Origin of the sequence: Luteimonas vadosa (assembly GCF_039543545.1) — a bacterium.
GTDB classification, from domain to species: domain Bacteria; phylum Pseudomonadota; class Gammaproteobacteria; order Xanthomonadales; family Xanthomonadaceae; genus Luteimonas; species Luteimonas vadosa.
In genome coordinates this window covers 311,242-331,389 of record NZ_BAABJY010000001.1, presented here as the reverse complement: position 1 = coordinate 331,389, position 20,148 = coordinate 311,242, and the positions used below count along the sequence as shown (strand labels likewise).

18 protein-coding genes are annotated in these 20,148 nt (G+C 69.3%); 5 read left to right on the top strand and 13 right to left on the bottom strand.

The genetic code is table 11. From position 1 onward, the window contains the following. Position 1 precedes the first annotated feature (1 nt). Positions 2 to 301 carry a transcriptional regulator gene (locus ABD970_RS01530; protein WP_345293735.1) on the bottom strand — a complete coding sequence of 100 codons (300 nt, stop codon included), beginning with the start codon at positions 299 to 301 and terminating at the stop codon, positions 2 to 4. Further along, positions 298 to 873 carry a hypothetical protein gene (locus ABD970_RS01525; RefSeq protein ID WP_345293734.1) on the bottom strand — a complete coding sequence of 192 codons (576 nt, stop codon included), beginning with the start codon at positions 871 to 873 and terminating at the stop codon, positions 298 to 300. Before ABD970_RS01525 ends, ABD970_RS01530 begins: the two co-directional genes overlap by 4 nt. A gap of 80 nt (positions 874 to 953) precedes the next feature. Here ABD970_RS01525 and ABD970_RS01520 point away from each other — a divergent pair, with 80 nt between their 5' ends. Further along, positions 954 to 1,574 (top strand): DUF7010 family protein, encoded by a 621-nt coding sequence (locus ABD970_RS01520; RefSeq protein WP_345293733.1) that lies wholly within the window; start codon positions 954 to 956, stop codon positions 1,572 to 1,574. Positions 1,575 to 1,717: 143 nt separating this feature from the next. Here ABD970_RS01520 and ABD970_RS01515 read toward each other — a convergent pair whose 3' ends face one another. From ABD970_RS01515 to ABD970_RS01475, 9 genes are all read right to left on the bottom strand, one after another. Continuing rightward, complete coding sequence (locus ABD970_RS01515; RefSeq protein WP_345293732.1) at positions 1,718 to 3,124, bottom strand: leucyl aminopeptidase family protein; 1,407 nt, start codon at positions 3,122 to 3,124, stop codon at positions 1,718 to 1,720. Further along, positions 3,121 to 3,858 carry an HAD family hydrolase gene (locus ABD970_RS01510; protein WP_345293731.1) on the bottom strand — a complete coding sequence of 246 codons (738 nt, stop codon included), beginning with the start codon at positions 3,856 to 3,858 and terminating at the stop codon, positions 3,121 to 3,123. The genes ABD970_RS01515 and ABD970_RS01510 overlap by 4 nt, the downstream gene beginning before the upstream one ends. Positions 3,859 to 3,937: 79 nt before the next feature. Then, positions 3,938 to 5,050 (bottom strand): AI-2E family transporter, encoded by a 1,113-nt coding sequence (locus tag ABD970_RS01505; RefSeq protein WP_345293730.1) that lies wholly within the window; start codon positions 5,048 to 5,050, stop codon positions 3,938 to 3,940. Between the two features lie 10 nt (positions 5,051 to 5,060). Continuing rightward, entirely contained in the window at positions 5,061 to 5,480 is a 420-nt protein-coding gene (locus ABD970_RS01500) for a hypothetical protein (protein WP_345293729.1), read from the bottom strand. A 40-nt stretch (positions 5,481 to 5,520) separates the two neighbouring features. Next, positions 5,521 to 6,084 carry a phage holin family protein gene (locus tag ABD970_RS01495; RefSeq protein ID WP_345293728.1) on the bottom strand — a complete coding sequence of 188 codons (564 nt, stop codon included), beginning with the start codon at positions 6,082 to 6,084 and terminating at the stop codon, positions 5,521 to 5,523. Positions 6,085 to 6,089: 5 nt separating this feature from the next. Beyond that, the gene (locus ABD970_RS01490; RefSeq protein ID WP_345293727.1) at positions 6,090 to 6,452 is read right to left on the bottom strand and encodes a hypothetical protein; all 363 of its coding nucleotides are present in this window, start codon (positions 6,450 to 6,452) and stop codon (positions 6,090 to 6,092) included. Between the two features lie 36 nt (positions 6,453 to 6,488). Next, on the bottom strand, positions 6,489 to 7,919 hold the full coding sequence (locus ABD970_RS01485; protein WP_345294534.1) for a Do family serine endopeptidase: 1,431 nt from the start codon (positions 7,917 to 7,919) through the stop codon (positions 6,489 to 6,491). A 295-nt stretch (positions 7,920 to 8,214) separates the two neighbouring features. Continuing rightward, a complete protein-coding gene (locus tag ABD970_RS01480) occupies positions 8,215 to 10,281 on the bottom strand; it encodes an autotransporter outer membrane beta-barrel domain-containing protein (RefSeq protein WP_345293726.1) in 2,067 nt (688 codons plus the stop codon). Between the two features lie 13 nt (positions 10,282 to 10,294). Further along, positions 10,295 to 10,801, bottom strand: coding sequence for a hypothetical protein (locus ABD970_RS01475; RefSeq protein ID WP_345293725.1), 507 nt, complete (start codon positions 10,799 to 10,801; stop codon positions 10,295 to 10,297). A gap of 115 nt (positions 10,802 to 10,916) precedes the next feature. Here ABD970_RS01475 and ABD970_RS01470 point away from each other — a divergent pair, with 115 nt between their 5' ends. The 4 genes from ABD970_RS01470 (at position 10,917) to ABD970_RS01455 (ending at position 17,299) form a co-directional block, all read left to right on the top strand. Beyond that, the gene (locus ABD970_RS01470; RefSeq protein WP_345293724.1) at positions 10,917 to 12,845 is read left to right on the top strand and encodes a winged helix-turn-helix domain-containing tetratricopeptide repeat protein; all 1,929 of its coding nucleotides are present in this window, start codon (positions 10,917 to 10,919) and stop codon (positions 12,843 to 12,845) included. A gap of 448 nt (positions 12,846 to 13,293) precedes the next feature. Continuing rightward, on the top strand, positions 13,294 to 15,480 hold the full coding sequence (locus tag ABD970_RS01465; RefSeq protein ID WP_425563024.1) for an adenosylcobalamin-dependent ribonucleoside-diphosphate reductase: 2,187 nt from the start codon (positions 13,294 to 13,296) through the stop codon (positions 15,478 to 15,480). Between the two features lie 171 nt (positions 15,481 to 15,651). Beyond that, on the top strand, positions 15,652 to 16,383 hold the full coding sequence (locus ABD970_RS01460) for a hypothetical protein (protein WP_345293723.1): 732 nt from the start codon (positions 15,652 to 15,654) through the stop codon (positions 16,381 to 16,383). A gap of 127 nt (positions 16,384 to 16,510) precedes the next feature. After that, a complete protein-coding gene (locus tag ABD970_RS01455) occupies positions 16,511 to 17,299 on the top strand; it encodes a TSCPD domain-containing protein (RefSeq protein ID WP_345293722.1) in 789 nt (262 codons plus the stop codon). A 340-nt stretch (positions 17,300 to 17,639) separates the two neighbouring features. On the opposite strand, the gene ABD970_RS01450 is transcribed toward ABD970_RS01455, so the two are convergent. Further along, the gene (locus ABD970_RS01450) at positions 17,640 to 18,698 is read right to left on the bottom strand and encodes a DUF5694 domain-containing protein (protein WP_345294532.1); all 1,059 of its coding nucleotides are present in this window, start codon (positions 18,696 to 18,698) and stop codon (positions 17,640 to 17,642) included. Between the two features lie 158 nt (positions 18,699 to 18,856). Continuing rightward, a complete protein-coding gene (locus tag ABD970_RS01445) occupies positions 18,857 to 20,014 on the bottom strand; it encodes an extracellular catalytic domain type 1 short-chain-length polyhydroxyalkanoate depolymerase (protein ID WP_345293721.1) in 1,158 nt (385 codons plus the stop codon). Positions 20,015 to 20,148 lie beyond the last annotated feature (134 nt).

Sequence of the window (20,148 nt, the reverse complement as noted above, 5' to 3'; positions counted from 1 at the left end):
TTCACGCGCCGGCCGCGGCGATCATCGACTGCAGCGCCTGCAGGTGCTTGTCGAGCGCCCTGCGCCCTGCGGCACTGAGTCGATACCAGGTGACCGGCTTGCGTTCGACGAAGTCACGCCGCAGCAGGATGTAGCCGGCGTCCTCGAGCTTGCGCAGCTGCGCGCCGAGGTTGCCGTCGGTCAGGTCGAGCTGCTGCTTGAACGCGGCGAAGCTGATCTCGCCATGGCGCGACAGCAGCACGCTGATCGCCAGCCTCGCGCGATGCTCAAGCGCCGGATCGAGTCCATCGAGGGCTTTCATCGCGACGCGTCGTGGCGGTTCCCGGCGCGCGCGGACAGGCCTGCCCAGAGCAGGGAGATGCCGATGACGATGCCGGTCATCGTCCACACGTAGGGCGGGGAGGCGACGACCAGCACGGCGTAGGCCGCCAGCATCAGCAGGCCACTGACCAGCAGCGGGCGTTCCAGGTGCACGCCGGCCAAGGCGTAGACGATGCCGGCCACCAGCAGGAAGTTGGAGGCACCGATGCCAGGCTCGACCCGGCCCAGGACCATCGGCAAGGCGCCGAGCACGAATGCCACGCCCGCGACCAGCCAGTGGTAGCCATAGCGCCGGCCGGTCTCGGCATCGTTGATGCCCGCGCGGCGCGCGTGCCGCCATCCGTACCACCAGCTGAAAAGACCACCCGCGATGCCGACGACGAGCCAGTACAGGCTCGCATAGCGCGGAGCGAAGTCGGGCAACGCGAATCCGATCGGAAGCAGGGCGGCCCAGAGGAAGTAGAGGACGGGCAGGCCCTGTGGACAGTCCCGTCGTCGCACGGCGGCGGCCACGTAGTCGAGGTCCTGCTTGAGGCGTTCGGTTTCGGTCATGGCGGCGGCTCGCGGCTGGGGATTGACGGTATGCAAAGTACTCTGTAATTTAGAGTTCGTCAACCCCAGGAGCCGCCAGCATGACCGCCGATGTCGTTGCAATGCCCAAGCAGCCCCTGTCGCTGGACGCGCAGCGCGAGGCCTTCGCTTCCCGCCGTTTCCTGGCGATGCCGCTGGCCGGCTCGATCGCCTGGACCATCGTCGCCATCGGCGGCGCGACCCTGCCGCTCGCCCTCGCCGTCTGGGTGCTGTTCCTGGCGACGGGCATGATCGTCTGGCTCGGAGTCGGGCTGTCCCGCCTGACCGGCGAGGACTTCATGGACAAGACCCGCCCGAAAAACGCGTTCGACGCCCTGTTCTTCTCGACGGTCGCGATGGCGCTACTGGCGTGGGCGATCGCGATCCCGTTCTTCCGGGCCGACCCCACCTCGCTGCCGCTGTCGGTCGGCATCCTGTCCGGGATGATGTGGCTGCCGCTGTCGTGGACCATCCGCCACTGGATCGGCTGGTTCCACGCCATCGTGCGTACCGCACTCGTCCTGGTCGCGCACTACGCCTGGCCGGACCACCGCTTCGTCGCGGTGCCTCTCGCGATCGTCGCGATCTACCTGGTCACCATCGTGGTGCTGGAACGCCGCTGGCGTGCGCGGCAGGGCGCCGGTCTCGCCAACCCCTCGATGGAAATGGCGGAGAAGGCCTAGCCCGCGACCGGCGCATCCGCGGCGCAGTGGCAGGGGATGCGCGACGGCGCAGGAGACAAGGCGCTGGCTTCACGCTGAGACAAGCCTCGCCCGGAAAAACCCCGCCGATGCGCGCGATACACGCATCGGGCTCGCGGCCCAGGTCACTCCTGCCGTGCGACCCGCTGCTTCAGCATCAGGTATGCCGCGCGCAGTCCCTGCGCCTCGCCGCCGACGGGCTTGCCCGGGCGTTCACTGTCGTTCCAGGCGAACACGTCCAGGTGCGCCCATTTGAGTCCGGCGGGCACGAAGCGCTCGAGGTAGAGCGCGGCCGAGATGCTGCCTGCCATCTTCGACGGCCCGCTGTTGGCGATGTCGGCGACGTTGCTGGTCAGGTAGCGCAGGTAGGGGCGCCACAGCGGCATCCGCCACAGCGGGTCGCGAACCCGCGCCCCCGCCTGCAGCCACTCCTCGGCGAGGGCGTCGTCGTTGGCGTACAGCGCGGGCAGTTCCGGCCCAAGCGCCACGCGCGCCGCGCCGGTGAGCGTGGCGAAATCCAGCAGCAGGTCGGGCGACTGCTCGCCGGCGTAGGTGAGGGCATCGCCGAGGACGATGCGCCCTTCGGCATCGGTGTTGTCGATCTCGACGCTGGCGCCCAGGCGCGTGGCGATGACCTCGCCGGGCCGGAAGGCGTCCGGTCCGATCGCGTTCTCAACGGCCGGCACCAGCAGCGTCAGCCGGATCGGCAGCTGGCGGGCCATGACCAGCTCCGCGAGCGCCAGGGCATGCGCGCCGCCGCCCATGTCCTTCTTCATGTTGCGGATGCCGTCGCTGCCCTTGATGTTGAGGCCGCCGGTGTCGAAGCACACGCCCTTGCCGACGATCGCGACGTGCGGCAAAGCGGCATCGTCGCCTCCAGGCCCCGGCCATTGCATCGCAAGCAGACGCGGCGCGCGATGCGAAGCGCGGCCGACGGCGTGGATCCCGGGGAAGTTCCGCGCCAGCAGTTCGTCGCCGACGATGCTTTCGAAGGCGGCGCCATGGGCTTGCGCGATACCGCGCGCCACGTCTTCGAGATGTTCCGGCCCCATGTCCTGGGTCGGCGTGTTGACCAGGTCGCGCACCCGCACGCAGGCCGCGAGCACGTCGCGCACCTCCTCGTCCATGGCGCGCAGCACCAGCCGCGCCGGCTCGCGCACGGCGTTCTTGTATCGGGTGAACCGGTAACTCCCCAGTCCCCAGCCGAGCTCGAAGGCGCGTGATTCGTCCGGCGACAGCTCGCCGCTCAAGGCCCACTCCCCGCCGGGGAGAACGGAAGGGGCGTGGGCGTAGGAAAACGGATCGAGCGGATCCCCGATGCCCAGCACCGCGCCCGCGAGCCCGGCATCGCCCCCCGGCAGCACCAGGTGGCTGCCGGCACCGGCGTCGAAGCCGTGGGCCAGCATCCATTGCACGGTGGCGGCGGGCTGGCGCGATTGCCACGCCTGCAGCCGGTCGCGGTGGACCAGGTACAGCGGTCGAGGCCTCGCGGAATCGTCGTGTGCGGCGAAGCCGGGCGGGAAACTCGTCATGCTGCGGCGCTCCTTGGCGAAGACTGGTGGTTCGCGTCCAGCCAGTCGGCCAGGGCGGTCAGGGTGTCGAATTCGAGGTCGGGCCGTAACCCGGCGTGCGGCCAGGCGCGGCGTTGCCCGCGGTCGTCGGCGCGGTTCAACCAACAGCTGCGCAAGCCGGCGCGCGCGGCGCCGAGCACGTCGATCTCGTCGTGGTCGCCGACATGCAGCACGTCGCCGGGCGCATGGCCCAGCCGTTGGCAGGCAGCCAGGAAGATGCTGGCGTCGGGCTTCCCGGAGCCATGTTCGCGCGAGCACAGGGTGAATCGGAAATGTCCCGCGATGCCGATGCGCGCCAGGTCGGCGTTGCCGTTGGTGACCGCCGCCACGGGGACGCGTGCTGCGATGCGATGGAGCGCCGCGAGGCTGTCGGGGTAGTAGTCGATGTCGTTGCGGGCGGCCTGGAAGGCCTCGTACGCCGCTTCGGCCAACGTGGCATCTTCCCCGCTTTCCGAAAGCGCTTGCTCCAGGGTCATGCGCCGCAGCCGGCTGTAGTCGTGGGCGAGGTGGGGATGTTCGGCATGGACGCGGTCGCGCAACGCGCGCATCGCGGGGATGGGAAACCGCTGCGCCGTGCGCGGACTGTGGGTGTGCAGCCAGTCGTCGATCGCGCGCTCGATGCGCTCGCCGATCGGCGCGAACGGCCATAGCGTGTCGTCGAGATCCAGGGTGATGGCGCGGATGCGGAAACTCACGCGGCCATTGTAGGGCGGTGCCCGTCTTCCTGCCCGGCCGCTTCCCGCGTGCGAACGCGGCCCATGCCGCGCGGCGCGATCATTCCAGCAGCCTGGCCCAGCCTTCCATCCCTTCGAGCTTGGCCAGCACCAGCTTCACGCACACCAGCAGCGGCACCGCCAACAGCAGGCCGACGATCCCCCACAGCCAGCCGAACAGCATCAGCGCCAGGATGATCACCAGTGGCGAAAGCGCCATGCGCTGGCCGAGGATGATGGGGGTCAGCAACTGGCCTTCGATGATGTTCAGGCCGAGGTACATGCCGGCGGGCACCAACGACGGCCCGATCTCGTTCCAGGTCACGAAACCCACGACCAGCATCAGCAGGATGCCGATCGCCGGCCCGACGTAAGGCGCGTAGTTGAGCAGCGCCACCATCGTGCCCCACAACAGCGCTTCCTGGAGGTCGACGTCGACCACCAAGTGCAGCAAGGCCGCGAAGATCAGCCCGACCACGATGTTGATCAGGGTGATGGTGAACACGTACCGCGAAATCTCGTGTTCGATGCTTTGCAGGATGCCAACGGTGATCTTCTGGCGCTGACGGGTCGGGAGCAGTGCAATCGCACTGCGCTGCAGTTTTTCGCCGAAGACCATGAAGAAGAAGGTCAGCAGCACGACCGCGAACACGGCGGCGACCACCTTGGGGCCCCGGGTCACCACGCCGTAGGGATCGTCGACCTGCGTCTTGACCACTTGCGGCCTGGTGCCGGTTTCGCCGCCGGCGGCCCGGGCAATGGTTTCGGCGGCCTCGTTCGCCCTCTGCACCGGCTTGGCCAGGTCGCGTAGCTGGTTGCTGACCTGCCGCATCTGCCGGGGCGCCTGCTCCATCCACTGCGCGGCCGGTCGCGCCAGTTGGCTGCCGAGCATCCCGGCCACGGCCAGCCCGCCGAAAACGACCAGCATCGCCGCGAGGAACCGCGGGACGTACAGCCGCTGCAGCAGGCGCAGGATCGGATTGCCGACCATCGCGAAGAACACCGCCAGCAGCACGGGAAGGATCAGTGCCTGGGCCGCCCACAGCGTGAAGCCGACGGCCAGCGTCGCGAGCACCAGGGCGGCGGCGGTCGCCCGTGGCCTTGGCGCGCCGTTGCCGTTCGTCGACTCGGTCGTGGGGGCTCCGGTCTGCGAGGCACCGGGTGGGGTGTTCATGGTGTTGAGCTCAGGGTTCGGAGAGTTCGGTGGCGGCCGCGGCGGCGGTCGGCGGATTGGACCAGTGCTGCTCCGGTTCGGCCTGCGGTCCCGGGCGCCCGGCGGCCGCATTGCTCGTGGCCACGGTGTGCTCGGCGGTCTGCGCCACGTCCTCGGCCTCGTGGGCGGCCGACTTGGCCTGCATGGAGCTGGCGAGTGCGATCAGGCTCGACACCGTCCGGATCAGGCCCTCCCCGCCACCGCCGGGCCGCGCGCGCCTGCGGCCGTACATGAAGCCGGCGATGACGCCCACGGCCGCGATCCGGCCGGGCGTCCAGGCTTCCTTCCACGTGTCCTTGGTGACGCGCCAGCTCGCGGCCACGGTCCGTTCCCGCGCCTCCAGGGCCTGCTCGGCCTGGCGCACCTTTTCCGTCAGCTGCTCGTAGCTCATGGCTCCCCTCCGTTCGATCCGCCGCGCGCCCAGGCCAAGCTCATGGCGGGGTGAGGTCCACGCCAAGGTCCTTCTTGGCGGGCGGCCTGTCCTCGCCGGCTTCCTTGACCTGCTCGGCAGCGGCCTCGCTCGATGCGTTGGAATTCGTATCCGGCAGGGTTCCGGCCAATTCGCCGATCCCCAGGCGCGCCAGCTGCCGCCTGGAGGCGCGCATGCGGGTGTCGTCGAAGTAGCGGTCGGCACGCCACACCGCCCAGGCCGCGATGGCTCCGCTGAGCGCGGCGCAGCCGAGCAGGGCCGCCGACCAGGGCACCCCCAGCTGGCGAACGAGGAAGACGATCAACGCAGTCATCAGCAGCAGCCACGCCGACGCTCCCGCGGCGATCGCCACGCCGGTCATCGCCAGGGTGCGGCCGAAGGCGCTGCGCGCCAGGGAGACATCGGCGAGCAGCAGGATGCGCAGGGCCTTCAGCGCATCGCTGCCTGCCGTCCACGTCGAGCCGGCCGCGTCGAACAAGGCGTCCGCGGCATCCAGCAGGTTCGGACGCCGTTGCTTGCCGTCGTGCTGGCGGTCGCGACCTTCCCCGGGGTCGTGATCGTCCACGATGCTTACTTGTCGCCGCTGCGCGCGAGCTTGGCGATGATCCAGCCGGCGGCGAACGCCGCGCCGAAGGAAGCGATCGGACGCTCGCGGATCAGGTCGGCGGCGCTGTCGATCAGGTCGCGGCCCTTGTCCATCAACGCATCGACCTGCTCGCCCGCGGCCGCGCCACCTTCCTCCAGCGCGGCCACGGCGGCCAGCGCGCTGTCGGCGAGGTCGGCCTTGATGTGGGCCTTGCCGAGGCGGGCTTCGTCACCGGCGGCGCTGGCGACGCCCTTGACGGCTTCGCCGGCATCGCGGGCGGCCTGCTTCAGGTGGCTGCCCGACTCGGACAGGTTGCTCTTCAGGTTGTCGGTGTGGGTGGGGCTCATGTCGCTGTTCTCCTTGGGTGAATCACGGCGGGTGCATCACTGCATCACTAGGTTGCCCTGGTTGCGGCCACGCAGGATGCGCAGCACCAGTTGCGGGGGTTGTTGCGAAACCAGGGTGCGGAAGCCGGCGAGGTCGGCGACGCCGCTGTTGCCGGCACCCAGTATGACGTCCTGCGCGCGCAGCCCGCTGCGGGCGGCGCGGCTGTTGCGGTCGACCTGCTCGACCAGCACCCCGTTGACGCCGCCGCGGCGCAGCGCCTCGGGCAGCTCGGCGAAGACGGCGCCGGACAGGCGCGGATCCAGCGCTGAGCCTGGCAGGGCCCGGGGTTGCTCCCGGAGGGTCGCCACCAGGCGCAGCGGGGCGCCGTCGCGCCGGACGTCCAGCGTCACCCGCGCATTCGCCGCCTGCAGGCCCTGGAAATTGCGCAACATGTCGGGGCTGTCGATGCGCTGGCCATTCGCGCCGACGATCACGTCGCGAGGCTGCAGTCCCGCGGCTGCCGCGGCCGAATCGGGGTAGACGCGCGTGACCAGCGCGCCGCGTGGCGGATCCAGGCCCAGCGCGGCCCCCAGCCGCGCATCGACGTCCTGCGTCTCCACGCCCAGCGAACCGCGACGCACCTGGCCGGTCGACGCGAGCTGGCGCATGACGTCGCCGGCGAGGTTCGCGGGAATCGCGAACCCCAGGCCGATGCTGCCGGCCATCGAGCCACGCGGGTTGAAGCTGGCGGTGTTGATGCCGACCAGCTGGCCCTGAAGGTTGACCAGGGCGCCCCCGGAGTTGCCCGGATTGATCGACGCATCGGTCTGGATGAAGTTCTGGAAGCCGACGCCGGGGACGTTGCTGCGGCCGACCGCCGACACGATCCCCGACGTCACGGTCTGCCCGACGCCGAAGGGATTGCCGACCGCCACCACGAAATCCCCGACGCGCAGGCTGCTGCTGTCGGCCAACGCGATCGCCTGGAGGTTGTCGGCGTCGATGCGCATCAGCGCGACGTCGGTGTCGGCGTCCGAACCGACGAACTCGGCCTTGAGCGTGCGCCCGTCGGCCAGCGTCACCGAGACCTCGTCCGCGCCCTCGATCACGTGGTGGTTGGTGAGCACGTAGCCGCGGGTCGCATCGACGATCACGCCCGAGCCGAGCGACTCGTTGATCCGCTCCTGCGACAACTCCGGGAACATCCGGCGGAAGAACGGATCGTTGCCGAACGGACTGACCCGCACGCGCTGCTTGGTGTGGACGCTGACCACCGATGGCGTGACCCGCTGCAACATCGGCGCCAGCGAGGGCAGCGGCTGGCCGTCGACCACCGGCGGCAGCGTGGCCACGGTCGAGGTCGCGGACGCCGGAGCGGCCTGGGCCGGCAGCTGGAGGCCGTCCCGGATCGCTGTCGCGGCGAAGCCGCCGAACGCGGCGGCGGCGGTAAGGGCGAGGAGGGTGACGTGTGTATTGCGCGCGCGCATCTCGCTATTTATCCCCTTTTGCGGGTGGCTGAGGCGTGAAAACCCGTCCCGCAGCGGCAGGACCGGGAGGCCGTCATTGTCCACCGGCGAGGCGCGCTGGGGCTGAAACATGGCTGAAACCGCTCGTCGCGCGTCGAGGTGCCGAGCCCGGAGCGAAGCGGCCCGCGACATGGGCCCCTCGGGGGCGCGACGAGCCGGCCGGGGGGTCGGGCGTCTCCCGCAGGCGCTCCAGCCGGCGCCGCGGGCGCCGGTCCGGGGAGCGCGGAGGCCCGGGCCGGGCCTCTGCCTGTCCTGGCTAGAACTCGCGGCGCAGGCCGAACGACCAATGGGTCGATGGCAAGAACATCGACGCGTCGAGTTGCCGCCCGAACCGTGCCGACCATGTCCATGGTCCCGGTCCCATGCCCGCCAGCCCCACCATGAACGAGCGCGAGTCGGCCTCGCCTCCGGTGCCCAGCAGGGCGAAGTCCGCGCCTGGTGTAGCCGCGAAGGCGGCCAGCGACGCCTCGCCATCATTGGCCAGGCCGCGGGCATACCGCGCATCCACGTCCACGCCGATCCAACCGCCCGACAGCGACCAACGGCGCGACAGACGCATGCCCGTCGCGGCGGTCGTCCTCGTCGTGGTGGCGGGTTCGGCGACGAGTTCGAACCCTGTGCTCCCCAGCTCCGCGAAACCCGCCGTGCGCATCACGTTGTGATCGAGCGTGAGGTAGGGTGAGAAACGGCTCGGGCCCCAGGTCCAGTCACGCCCGAATTCAACATGGGCGAAGGCCTGGTCGACGTCGCGCTGGCTCCACGCGAACTCCTGGCGACCCGCCCCGAGGTCGATGGGCCGCGTGAGTTGCAGGTTCGCCCGCCCCGCCCCGACCAGTCCGGCCAGATGCCAACCCCCGCTTCGGTAAAGGGCATGGACACTGGCCAGCGGCGCCGTGCCACAGACCTGACCGCCCATGCGGTCGAATTGCCGGTCTGCTCGCGCGTTGCCAACGCTGCCGCCCACCATCAGATCGTGACCCAGCCACTCGTCGTATCCGCTGGCAGTGCCCACGAAGAACGGGGTCGTGCCCTCGAGCAAGGATGACGTGGACCACGCCGCCGGTGCGCTGCCAGGAACCAGCCGGTTCATCCGCGCGTCCATCGAGGCGGCGAAGCCGGCCGCCTGGGCGCGCAACATGTCCGGGGCCCCGGCATGGCCATGGCCGGACAGGCTGTCGAGCGTCCGGATTGCCTGGGCGGCGTTGCCGGCATGCATGACCGATGCGGCCGATGACAGGAACTGTCGCTGCACGCCGCTCAGCGACGCGGGATCGGCACCGGCGAAGCCGTCGGCCACGGAGAACGCATCATCCACGCGGGCTGCGGTTGCGGAGGTCAGCGCATCGGCACCGGCGCTTGCCGCGATGGCTCCCTGGACGCTGATACGGGTGGCATCGAAGAACACGTCGTTCGGCGTGTGCCGCAGGCTGCCGGAAAGGAACAGGCCGGCGCCTTGCCAGCCGCCGAACTGACCGGTGATGCCGCCGTTGGCATGCAGGACCAGGATGCTCGATGGGGCCGATGGCAAGACGTAGGACTGCGAGGTTCCCGGGATGAACCGCACTTCGCCCGCCAGGTCGGTGGTGCCCGTGATCTGGAGCGGGTCCCCGAGGACGGCTTCGAGCGTGCCCGTCTGCACGTAGTTCCCTTCGATGCGCCGCGGCCTGTCGTGGGTGCAGAGGTTCAGGCCCGTGCCGCAGAGGTGGCGCAGGGTGAGCAACTCGTCGTTGCGCACGTTGCCCCGGATGGTGCCGCCGAGCCAGAGGACGCTCGTGCCCTGGAAACCCAGGCCGGAGCCGTCGCGGAGGATCGAGACGTTCGACACCAGGGTGTCCCACACGACCAGGGTGGCGCCCGCGATCTCGGTTCCGCCGGAGAAGCGGTATTCGCCGTTCTTGAGGTTGAACGAGCCGCCGGGGCCCATCACGGACAGGCGCTGGTCGGTCTGCCGCCCTCCAGTCATGCCGTACTCGTCGAACGTCAATGTGTACTGGGCGGTCACCGTGCACGGCGTGGTGATGGGGGCGGGACAGGGCTCCGGGGGTGGCGCCGACGTCGGCGGCGGTGGGGGCGGTGGGTCCGCCTTGACCGTCTGCCCACCCCCGCCGCCGCAGGCGGTGATCAGGAGGGCGTGGGCGATGCAGGCAGTGAGCAGGGTTCCACAGCCGATCTGTTTCATGGTGGATCTCCAAGCGGGGTACTGGTCACGCTCCTCGATGGTTCGCCCGGCGCACTCCCACCGACACCGCATCGTCGATGTGTGTGGTCGGCATTCCTGCTGACCGTCGACCGGGTATCGCCGATGACGGCCGAGCAGAACCATCAGTCGGGATGCTTCACAGCCGGGTCGAGACGGCTTCGCCGCATTGCTGGAACAGCAGTTCGCCGGCCGCGTTGTAGCGGCTCGCCACCACGGGGCCGGTGAGGCGGTTGCCGTCGTTGCTGAGCTGGCGCGTCGTTTCGATCACCTGGTAGCCGTCGTAGACGTTGGACAGGAAGAAATCGAACTGCTGGCGCACGAAGTGCTGGCCACTGACGGGGTCGTACGTCCAGGTGCCGATGCCGATGCTGCGTTGCACCACGCCGCCGGGCGTGGCGATCCCCTGGGGTGGAAACCGGGGGTTGTCGAGCATGGTCCCGCCGGCGTTGTACATCAGGGTCTGGTTCAAGGCCGGGCCAAGGACACCGGTGGCGCAGCTCCCCACGCGGGCGACGTTGGCCCAGGTCCCGACGATGCGGTTGGCAGGCGTGGCAAGGGCGCCGGTCGTGGCGGGACCTTGTGCGTCGACCGTGCCGGCCGACGCAAGCAGGGTAAGGATGCAGAGAGGGCGGAGCAGGTTCATGATGTTCTCCTGGTCGGTGGGCCCTGCGGGAGTGCGGGCTCGCAGCCAAGCTGCCTCGCGACCCGGCCGGCGCGCCATCAGCACGCGATGAAATTCGGTGAAAAATACTGAAACCATGGACGACGCACCGGCCGAGACCTATCGCTTCCCGCCTTTTCGCCTCGACCTGCGGCGACGCGAGCTGTCCAGAGGGCCAGGGGATGTCGTGCCGCTGACCGCGAAGGCATTCGACACCCTGGCCACGCTGGTCCGGCACCGCGACCGCGTGGTGAGCAAGAACGAACTGATCGAGGCCGTCTGGCCCGGCCGCATCGTGGAGGAGAACAACCTCAGCCAGGCCATCTCCACGCTGCGCCGTGCGCTGGGTACCGACGCCAGCGACCACCGCTACATCGTGACCGTGCCCGGTCGCGGCTACCGGTTCGTGGCGGACGCGGTAGAAGGCGACGAATCGCCGGCGGCTCCAGTCCCGGCCGAGTCGCCTTCGCGACTCCCGGCGATCTCCACGGAACGCCGGAGCGCCGAGCGACGACGCGCCATGCAGGGGCCGCGATTGGCGGTTGCCGGCGTGGGGGTCCTGCTCTTGTTGATGGCAGGGCTGGTTGCGTGGCGCGTAAACGGACCCGGGCCGGCGGCGGAAGCACCCGCTGCACGCGGGCCCGCCACCCTGGCGGTATTGCCCTTCCGCTCGTTGTCGGCGGGGCCGCGCGACGAATTGCTGGAGCTGGGGCTGGCCGAAACGCTGGTGACGCGATTGGGCCGCTTGCCGGCGCTTCGCGTGCGATCGCTGTCGTCGGCCAGGCAACTGGTCGTGGGGCGCGACGATCCGGTTGCGGTGGGCCGCGAACTGGCGGCCGCCTACGTGGTCGACGGCTCCACCCAGCGCGTCGACGACCACGTGCGGGTCAACGTGAAGCTGCTCTCGGTGCCGGACGGCCGCACGCTGCTGGCGCGGACCTTCGACGCACGGATCGACGAAGTGTTCCGCCTGCAGGACGAGATCAGCGACGCGGTCGGCACGTCGCTGGCCATCGAGCCGCGGCCCGACGCGTCGCGAACCGCTGCGCCGTGCGAGGGCCACGACGCGTCGGCCTTCCGGACCTTGCTGCGCGCGCATTACATGCTGCATCGCCGCGCCCCGGAGACGATCGCCAAATTCCGCGAGGCGATCGCGGAAGATCCAACCTGCAGTCGTGCCTACGCCGGGCTGGCCACCGCGTATTTGTTCATGTCCCACAACGATGCGCCACCCGACGACGTGTTCCCCCTGGCCCGCGGCGCCGCCTTGCAGGCGTTGAAGATCGACCCGGACTCGGCCGAAGCCCACCTGGCCCATGGTCGGTACCTGCAGTTGCACGACTGGAACTGGCGCGGGGCGGAGGCCGCGATGCGGCGCGCGATCGAACTCAATCCCAGCCTGGCCGATGCCCATGGCGGCTTGGCCCACCTGCTGGTGACGACGGGACGCTTCGAGGAAGGTCTGTCCGAGGTCCGGCAGGCGCGCGACCTGGATCCACTGTCGCCCTTCATCAACGCGCTGGGCGGCGGATTCCACAGCGCCGCGGGCCAGCCCGACGAGGCGGAAGCTTGGGTGGCTCGGGCGCTGGAACTGGAGCCCGACTTCTGGATCGCGTTGCTGGTTCGGGGAGGGCTCGCCCTGGACCGTGGCGATGCAGAGGCCGCGGTCGCGGACCTGCGGCGCGCCGCGGACCGCTCTCGCCGCGCCAGCCAGGTGCTGGCGGTGCTGGCGATGGCGGAAGTGGCCGCCGGGAATCGTCCAGGGGCCGAGGAGCTCCTGCGCGAACTGCGGCGACGCGAGTCCGCGGGCTACCTGCCGCCGACCAGCCTGGCCGCGGCCCACCTGGCGCTGGGCGACACCGCCGCCGCGCTCGATGCGCTGGAACGCGGCAAGGCGGTCCACGACGTGCGTATCGGCTTCATCAAGGTCGACGCGCGCTGGAACCCGCTGCGCAACGAGCCCCGGTTCCGCGCCCTGATGCAGGCGCTGGGATTGCGCGAAGCGCCCGCGCACGGTCGCTACTGAGCCTGCCGGAGGACCGACGTGGCGGGCTGCGACCCTCGGGTGGCCCGGGGCGCGCCGGGCCGCGGATCCCGTCACAAGGCGTTGACTTCCGGATTTTTCGGGCGTAGCTTCAATTCCCGCGCCGCCACAACATCTAGGGTTGGCGAAGTTGAACAGGCCCAAGTAGTGGGGATTTCCCGGGATTCGCCAAGCGCGGGAAACGGGCCGGGATCGGTGGCGACGGGGGACGGCACTGGGATGGACACGGCGGCACACGGCAGGAAAACGGGGGTCGGGGGCGACAGGCGCGAATGACGCCGGCGCCGCGGCCACGGCCTCGCCGTCGCCGCGGAAGCGCCGGCGGTCGAGGGCGGGATCGACGGCCGGCACTGGCGCACGGCGGCAACACGACAACAACAAAGGCGCCGGGCAAGACCCGGGCCACGGGTTCTAAGGAGACGGGAGCAGCATGAGCACGGCGAGACTGGAGGCGGTCAAGAAGGTGGTGGACGACACGGACGACGGGGCGCAGGGCGCCGCCACCCGGGATCTCGTCCCGATGCAGCCGGCCTCGGCCGACATCTGGGACAAGAAGTACCGCCTCAAGACCAAGGCCGGCGACCCGGTGGATCCGGACATCGACGGGACCTACCGGCGCGTTGCCCGCGCCCTGGCCGACGCCGAACCCACGCCCGAGGCGCGCGAGCGCTGGAACGAGCGCTTCGCCTGGGCGCTGCGCCGCGGCGCGATCCCCGCCGGCCGCATCACCTCCAACGCCGGCGCGCTCGAGCACAAGCCCGCGACCAGCACGATCAACTGCACCGTGTCGGGCACCATCATCGATTCGATGGACGGCATCCTGGAGAAGGTCCACGAGGCCGGATTGACGCTCAAGGCCGGTTGCGGCATCGGCTACGAATTCTCGACCCTGCGCCCCCGGGGCGCCTTCGTCGCCGGCGCCGGCGCCTACACCTCCGGCCCGATGTCCTTCATGGATATCTACGACAAGATGTGCTTCACCGTGTCCAGCGCCGGCGGCCGCCGCGGCGCGCAGATGGGCACCTTCGACGTCAGCCACCCGGACGTGCGCGACTTCATCCGCGCCAAGCGCGAGGACGGCCGCCTGCGCCAGTTCAACCTGTCGCTGCTGATCACCGACGGCTTCATGGAGGCGGTGGACAAGGACGCCGACTGGCCGCTGGTGTTCCCCATCAACGCCAAGGAAAAGGGCGACGTCGACCTGGCCGATGCCGAAAAGATCGTCTGGCGCGACTGGCCGCAGCACCAGAACTACGTGGTGCGCGACGACGGCCTGGTCGCCTGCAGGGTCTACGGCACGGTCAAGGCCCGGCACCTGTGGGACATGATCATGGTGTCCACCTACGACTACGCCGAGCCGGGCTTCATCCTGATCGACCGCGTCAACGAGATGAACAACAACTGGTGGTGCGAGAACATCCGCGCCACCAATCCCTGCGGCGAGCAGCCGCTGCCGCCCTACGGCGCGTGCCTGCTGGGATCGGTCAACCTGACCAAGTTCGTGCAGCACCCCTTCACCGACCGCGCGACGTTCGACTGGGAGGAATACAAGGAAGTGGTGCGCGTGTTCACCCGCATGCTGGACAACGTGGTCGAGATCAACGGCTTGCCCCTGCAGCAGCAGCGTGACGAGATCATGCGCAAGCGCCGCCACGGCATGGGTTTCCTCGGCCTGGGCAGCACGCTGACCATGCTGCGGATGAAGTACGGCAGCGACGAGTCCTGCGAGTTCACCGAGCGCATCGCCCGCGAGATGGCCGTCGCCGGCTGGGAGACCGGGCTGGCGCTGGCCGAGGAGAAGGGCCCGGCGCCGATCATGGACGAGCAGTTCGAGGTCACCGCCGAGATGCTGCGCAAGCGGCCGGAGATGGCAAGGGACGGCTGGCGCGTCGGGCAGATGATCGAAGGCCGCCTGCTGCATGCCAAGTACTCGCGCTACATGCAGCAGCTCGCCACCGTCGCCCCGGACCTGGTCGAGGCCTTGGCCGAGACCGGCGCGCGCTTCACCCACCACAGCTCGATCGCGCCCACCGGCACCATCTCGCTGAGCCTGGCCAACAACGCCTCCAACGGCATCGAGCCCTCGTTCGCGCACCACTACAGCCGCAACGTCATCCGCGAGGGCAAGAAGTCCAAGGAGAAGGTCGACGTGTTCTCCTACGAGCTGCTCGCCTACCGCCACCTGGTCAACGCGCGGGCGATGCCGTTCTCCGAGGAGGCCGACGCCCGGCTGCCGGACTACTTCATCAGCGCCGACGACATCAGCCCGAAGGAGCACGTCGACGTCCAGGCCGCGGCGCAGAAGTGGGTCGACTCGTCGATCTCCAAGACCGCCAACGTGCCGACCGACTATCCCTACGAGGATTTCAAGGACATCTACACCTACGCCCACGCCAAGGGACTGAAGGGTTGCACCACGTTCCGCTTCAACCCCGCCGCCTTCCAGGGCGTGCTGGTCAAGGAGGCGGACCTGGAGAACACCACCTACCGCTTCGAACTCGAGGACGGCAGCACGGTGGAGGTCAAGGGCAACGAACAGGTGGAATACGACGGCGAGATGCACACCGCCGCCAACCTGTTCGATGCGCTCAAGGAGGGGTACTACGGCAAGTTCTGATACCGCCTGGAACCCTTCTTCCGCTCGCGGGAGAGGGGCGGGGGTGGGGGCGGCGACCGGGGCAACGGTTTCGATGCATTCACGCATTCGCACACTTGCCGCCGACTTCGCGCTACATTCCGCCCCGCGGGTACATGCCCGTATCAAAAACGAACGACGAGGACAACCCCGATGAGCAAGAAGAAAACCAAGGCCAAAGGCGTGGCGGCGACGCTGTCCAAGGCCGCCGAGAACGTGAAGGACACCGCGGCCAACCTCGGTGCCGCAGCGGCTTCCACCGCAAGCGGCGCCGCGGCGACCGTGCGCAAGACCGCAAGCAACGCCGGCGCCGCGGTGAGCAAGACGGCCGCCGATGCGAGCAAGGCAGTGAAGAAGCGCGTCGCCAAGACCAAGAAGTCCCTGGCCGCCGCCGCCGCCGCCGCCAAGGCCGAGGCCGCCGCGCTGGAGAAGAAGACCGGCAAGAAGAAGGCTGCGAAGAAGAAGACCGCCAAGAAGGCGGCAAAGAAGAAGACCGCGGCGAAGAAGACCACGCGCAAGGCCGCCAAGAAGAAGACGACCGCCCGCAAGGCCACGCGCAAGTCGACGGCGAAGAAGGCCCCCGCGAAGAAGACCGCACGCAAGGCCGCGAAGAAGACGACCGCGCGCAAGACGGCCAAGAAGGCCACCCGCAAGGCGGCCAAGAAGAAGACGGCAGCGAAGAAAGCCGTCCGCAAGGCGGCCAGGAAGACCGCGAAGAAGGCGACCACCGCCCGCAAGCGCACGACCAAGGCCGTCGGGAAGGCCGCAAAGAAGGTGCAGAAGAGCACCGCCAAGGCCGCCCGCAAGTCGGCCAAGGTGAAGAAGACCGCCAGCCGCAAGGCCGGTGGCAAGAAGGCCGCCGCTACCGGCGCAGCGAAGAAGTAATCCGCAAAAAGCCCCTCTCCCGCTCGCGGGAGAGGGGTTGGGGTGAGGGCCCACCCGCACCCGTCGAGCACCACCGCAACCGCAAGCAAGCAACCTCCGGACACACCGCACAACCAGGAATCGCGTCATGGCCGTCAAGATCGACAAGAAAATCAAGGGATACGCCGTCGTCACCGCCGAGGAACGGGACAAGGCCGCCGCTGGTGCTTCCGTCGCCCGCGAGCAGGCCGAGGCGGAGCTTGCGTCGACCAACGTGATCCAGATGCACGAGCGCATCGAGCGCCCCGAGGTGCTGATCGGCAGCACCTACAAGATCAAGTCGCCGCTGGTGGAGCACGCCATGTACGTGACCATCAACGACATCGTGCTCAACGCCGGCACCGAGCACGAGCAGCGCCGCCCGTTCGAGGTCTTCATCAACTGCAAGTCGATGGAGCACTTCCAGTGGATCGTGGCGCTGACCCGGATCATGTCCGCCGTGTTCCGCAAGGGCGGCGACGTGACCTTCCTCGTCGAGGAAATGAAGGCCGTGTTCGACCCCAAGGGCGGCTACTTCAAGGCCGGCGGCGTGTACATGCCGTCGCTGGTCGCCGAGCTGGGCAGCATCGTCGAGGACCACCTCAAGTCCATCGGCATGCTCCACGACCCCGACATGAGCCCCGAGCAGCGCGCGCTGATCGCCGAGAAGCGCCGCGCCTACGAGCTCCGCTCAAAAAAAAACTCTGACGTAAGCCCCGACCTGTTCCCGGACCCCAAGGTCCAGGACGACCCGAAGGACGAGGACGTCGAAGTCACCGGCGACGGCGTGGCGTTCCCGCCGTCCGCGACCATGTGCCACAAGTGCAGCGCGAAGGCGGTGGTGCTGATGGATGGGTGTGCGACTTGCTTGAATTGTGGGTATTCGAAGTGCGGCTGATCTAGAGGCCAACCCACGGATCATTCGGGCCAGGGGGAGACTGCGCCGGTCGGTGATGGATCCGGCGCTGCTGTCGGTTTGACGATCGATGCCGAGAGGCGACGGGACGGTCGTGGCCCAGCCCTCACGCCCGCAGTTGAGCGCGTGGGCCGATGCTGGCGGCAAGCGCGATCGAGGCTTTCCTTGAAAGCCCTCCGCGAGTCTCTGGCCCATCGGGACGCTCGGCTCGGCATTCGGCCGTACGCCAACCATCTGGTTGCCGTACCCGGAGAGCCGCTCGCGGGTCGCCCACACTGACCAAAAAAAGAACGGGTGCGAAACAGACCCCTGGCCCGGCTGGTCAGTCCCCGAGGATCTCGTCCGCCGCCACGACTTCGACGTCGCCCATCTGACGTGCCCACTGGTCGAACCACGGCTTGTGCGATGCGCCGACGATGTTGAGCACGCGCGCGCCCGGATGCAGCGCGGTCGCTTCGCGGATGTTGGCGACCATGCGCAGGTTGCGGGTTTCCCACCAGGCGCCGTAAAGACGGCCGAAGCGTTCCGGATGCCCGTCGGCGAAGGCGCCGCCGAAGTCGAGCCCGGCTTGCGCATCCAGTGCGTGCGCCGCGTTCATGGCCCGGTAGTAGGCGAGCAGGCTCTGGCCGTCGCGCACCGCCGCTTCGGCCGACTCCAGTCGCGCCAGGGCCTGGCTGCCGCGCAGCCGGTCGAAACGCGCCTGTTGCCAGGGCCCGTACCCTGGGTCCACGTCCTGGAAGATGCCGTCGCTGGTGTGGTCATCGATCGCATGCACGCGTTCCAGCCCGACGCGTGCCGCGACGACGGCCGCCACGTCGTAGGACTCGTTCATTCGGCCATTCGATCGCGTCAGGAACTTCAGCGCATCCTCGGTGAGGCCATCGACGGCAACGCGCTCGGCTGCGGGCAAGCGCAGCCACTGGACCATCGCGGACCCGAAGTCGCCAGCCGCCAGGAACAGCATGGCGAGCTGCCGCCGCTGCGCCGGGGTCGGCCTGGCGGGCCAGGAGGCGAGCAGCCGTTCTGCTTCGCGGCCGGCCTGCGGCTGACTCATACGCAGTGCGCGTTGGAATGGCGTGGCGTCCCGACAGTAGGTTTCGAAGATCTCGCCGAAAACAACCGGATTGCCGCGCATGCTTTCGCACTGCGATCCCGACAGCTGCTCGATCGTGACCAGTTGCGGCCGCCAGGCCACCAGGGGACGGAGCAGCGGCTCCAGCCACGCCGGCGACCACTTGCCGGAATGCCCCGACAGGTGCGTGCTGGCGAGCGTCAACATCTGCGTCCGCGGTCCACCCACTTGGGGGTTGGCCCCCAGCGGCGGTGTGTATTGCGCCGCCGCGGGAAAACTCAGCGAAAGCATCATGGCCACGAGCAGCATGCGCACGGCGGGTCCCCGGGGTCGACGAGGGCGCGACGGTAACAAGGGCAGGTACGCGCGCCATGTGCCAAAGGACACGACGGATCGGGTGGTGTGGGCAAGGTCGGCGTGCGTTTTTCCCGCGCGTCGCCAGGATGCCAGACTGGCCGGTCGGCGCGTCAGAGGCTGTGCTGCAGGAAGAAGCGAACCATCTCCGCCGAGGCATCCGGGCCTTGCGGATCGGTATACGTGCCCTTTGCGCTGCCCCCCATCCAGGCATGGCCGCCGCCGTGTACTTGCCATTCCTCCACCAGCGTCCTGCCCGAAGCGTCGGCGTGGCGCGTGCGGGTGTAGCTGCGTCCGCCGCTGGCGGTGCCGCTGTCCTGTTGCGTGGTGAGCCCGGCCGGGGCGGCACCGGTGACCTGGGCGACGACGGCGGCGCCGTTTGCGGCGGTCACCGTATGGTCGCGGTCGCCATGGAAGACGATGGTGGGCACTGCCTTTTCCGCGTGGCGGGGTGCTGCACGGTCCCCGCGCGATGCGCCCGATTTCATCGCGCTGAACGCCGAAGCCACATCATCCGCCGCGCCATAGGGCAGGCCGGAGTGGACGCCCACCGCTGCAAACACATCCGGATAGGTCCTGCCCAGGACCACGGCCATGGCGGCCCCCGCAGAGAGACCTGCGACATAGGTGCGCGCCGGATCCACGCGATAGGCGGACGTGACCTCGGCAGCCATGCCCGCGATCAGGGCGGGTTCGCCGGCGCCGCGTGCCTGGTCCTTGGGCCGGAACCAGTTCCAGCACCTCGAGCCGTTGGCGTTCGCGGACTGGGCGGGGTACGCCACCAGCAGCCCGTGCACGTCGGCCAGTGCATTCATGCGCGTCCCGGCCGCAAAATCCTGGGGCGACTGCGTGCAGCCATGCAGCATCACCAGCAACGGAAAGCGGCGGGTGGCGTCCGTGTCGTAGCCGGCCGGGACATGGAGCATGTAGGCGAGGGTGCCCTCCGGTCCCGCGTACGTCCTGGCAAGGAAACTCCCCGCGGGATCGCGCGCCGTGGCGCTGCGCCCAGCCGCCTCCGCTGCCCGCAGGGGCGCCTGGGTCACCGCTGGGCCAGGCAGGTCACCGGGTCCGCGCAGCCCCGCCCGGACCAGCGCGCCATCGATGACGCCTGCAATGGCGGCGCCGTCGACGGTGTCCCGGGTCAGGCCTGCCGAAGCCAGCGCGTCATCGATCGTGGCGGTAATCCGGTCCCGCAGTGCGGGTGCGCTCGCGACAGGCGTGTCGCGTTGCGCGTCGCGGCGGCGCGCCAGCAAGGCGTCGAGTATCTTCAAGGGATTGCTCCTGGCGTCGCCGACGGGCGACCGTTTGTTGCATTGCAGCATAGTCTGCGTACCCGCGAGCACGACGTGATTGAGCCGCGATGGCCAAGCGGCCGAAGGCACAGACTGTCGAGCGGAGCGCCTCT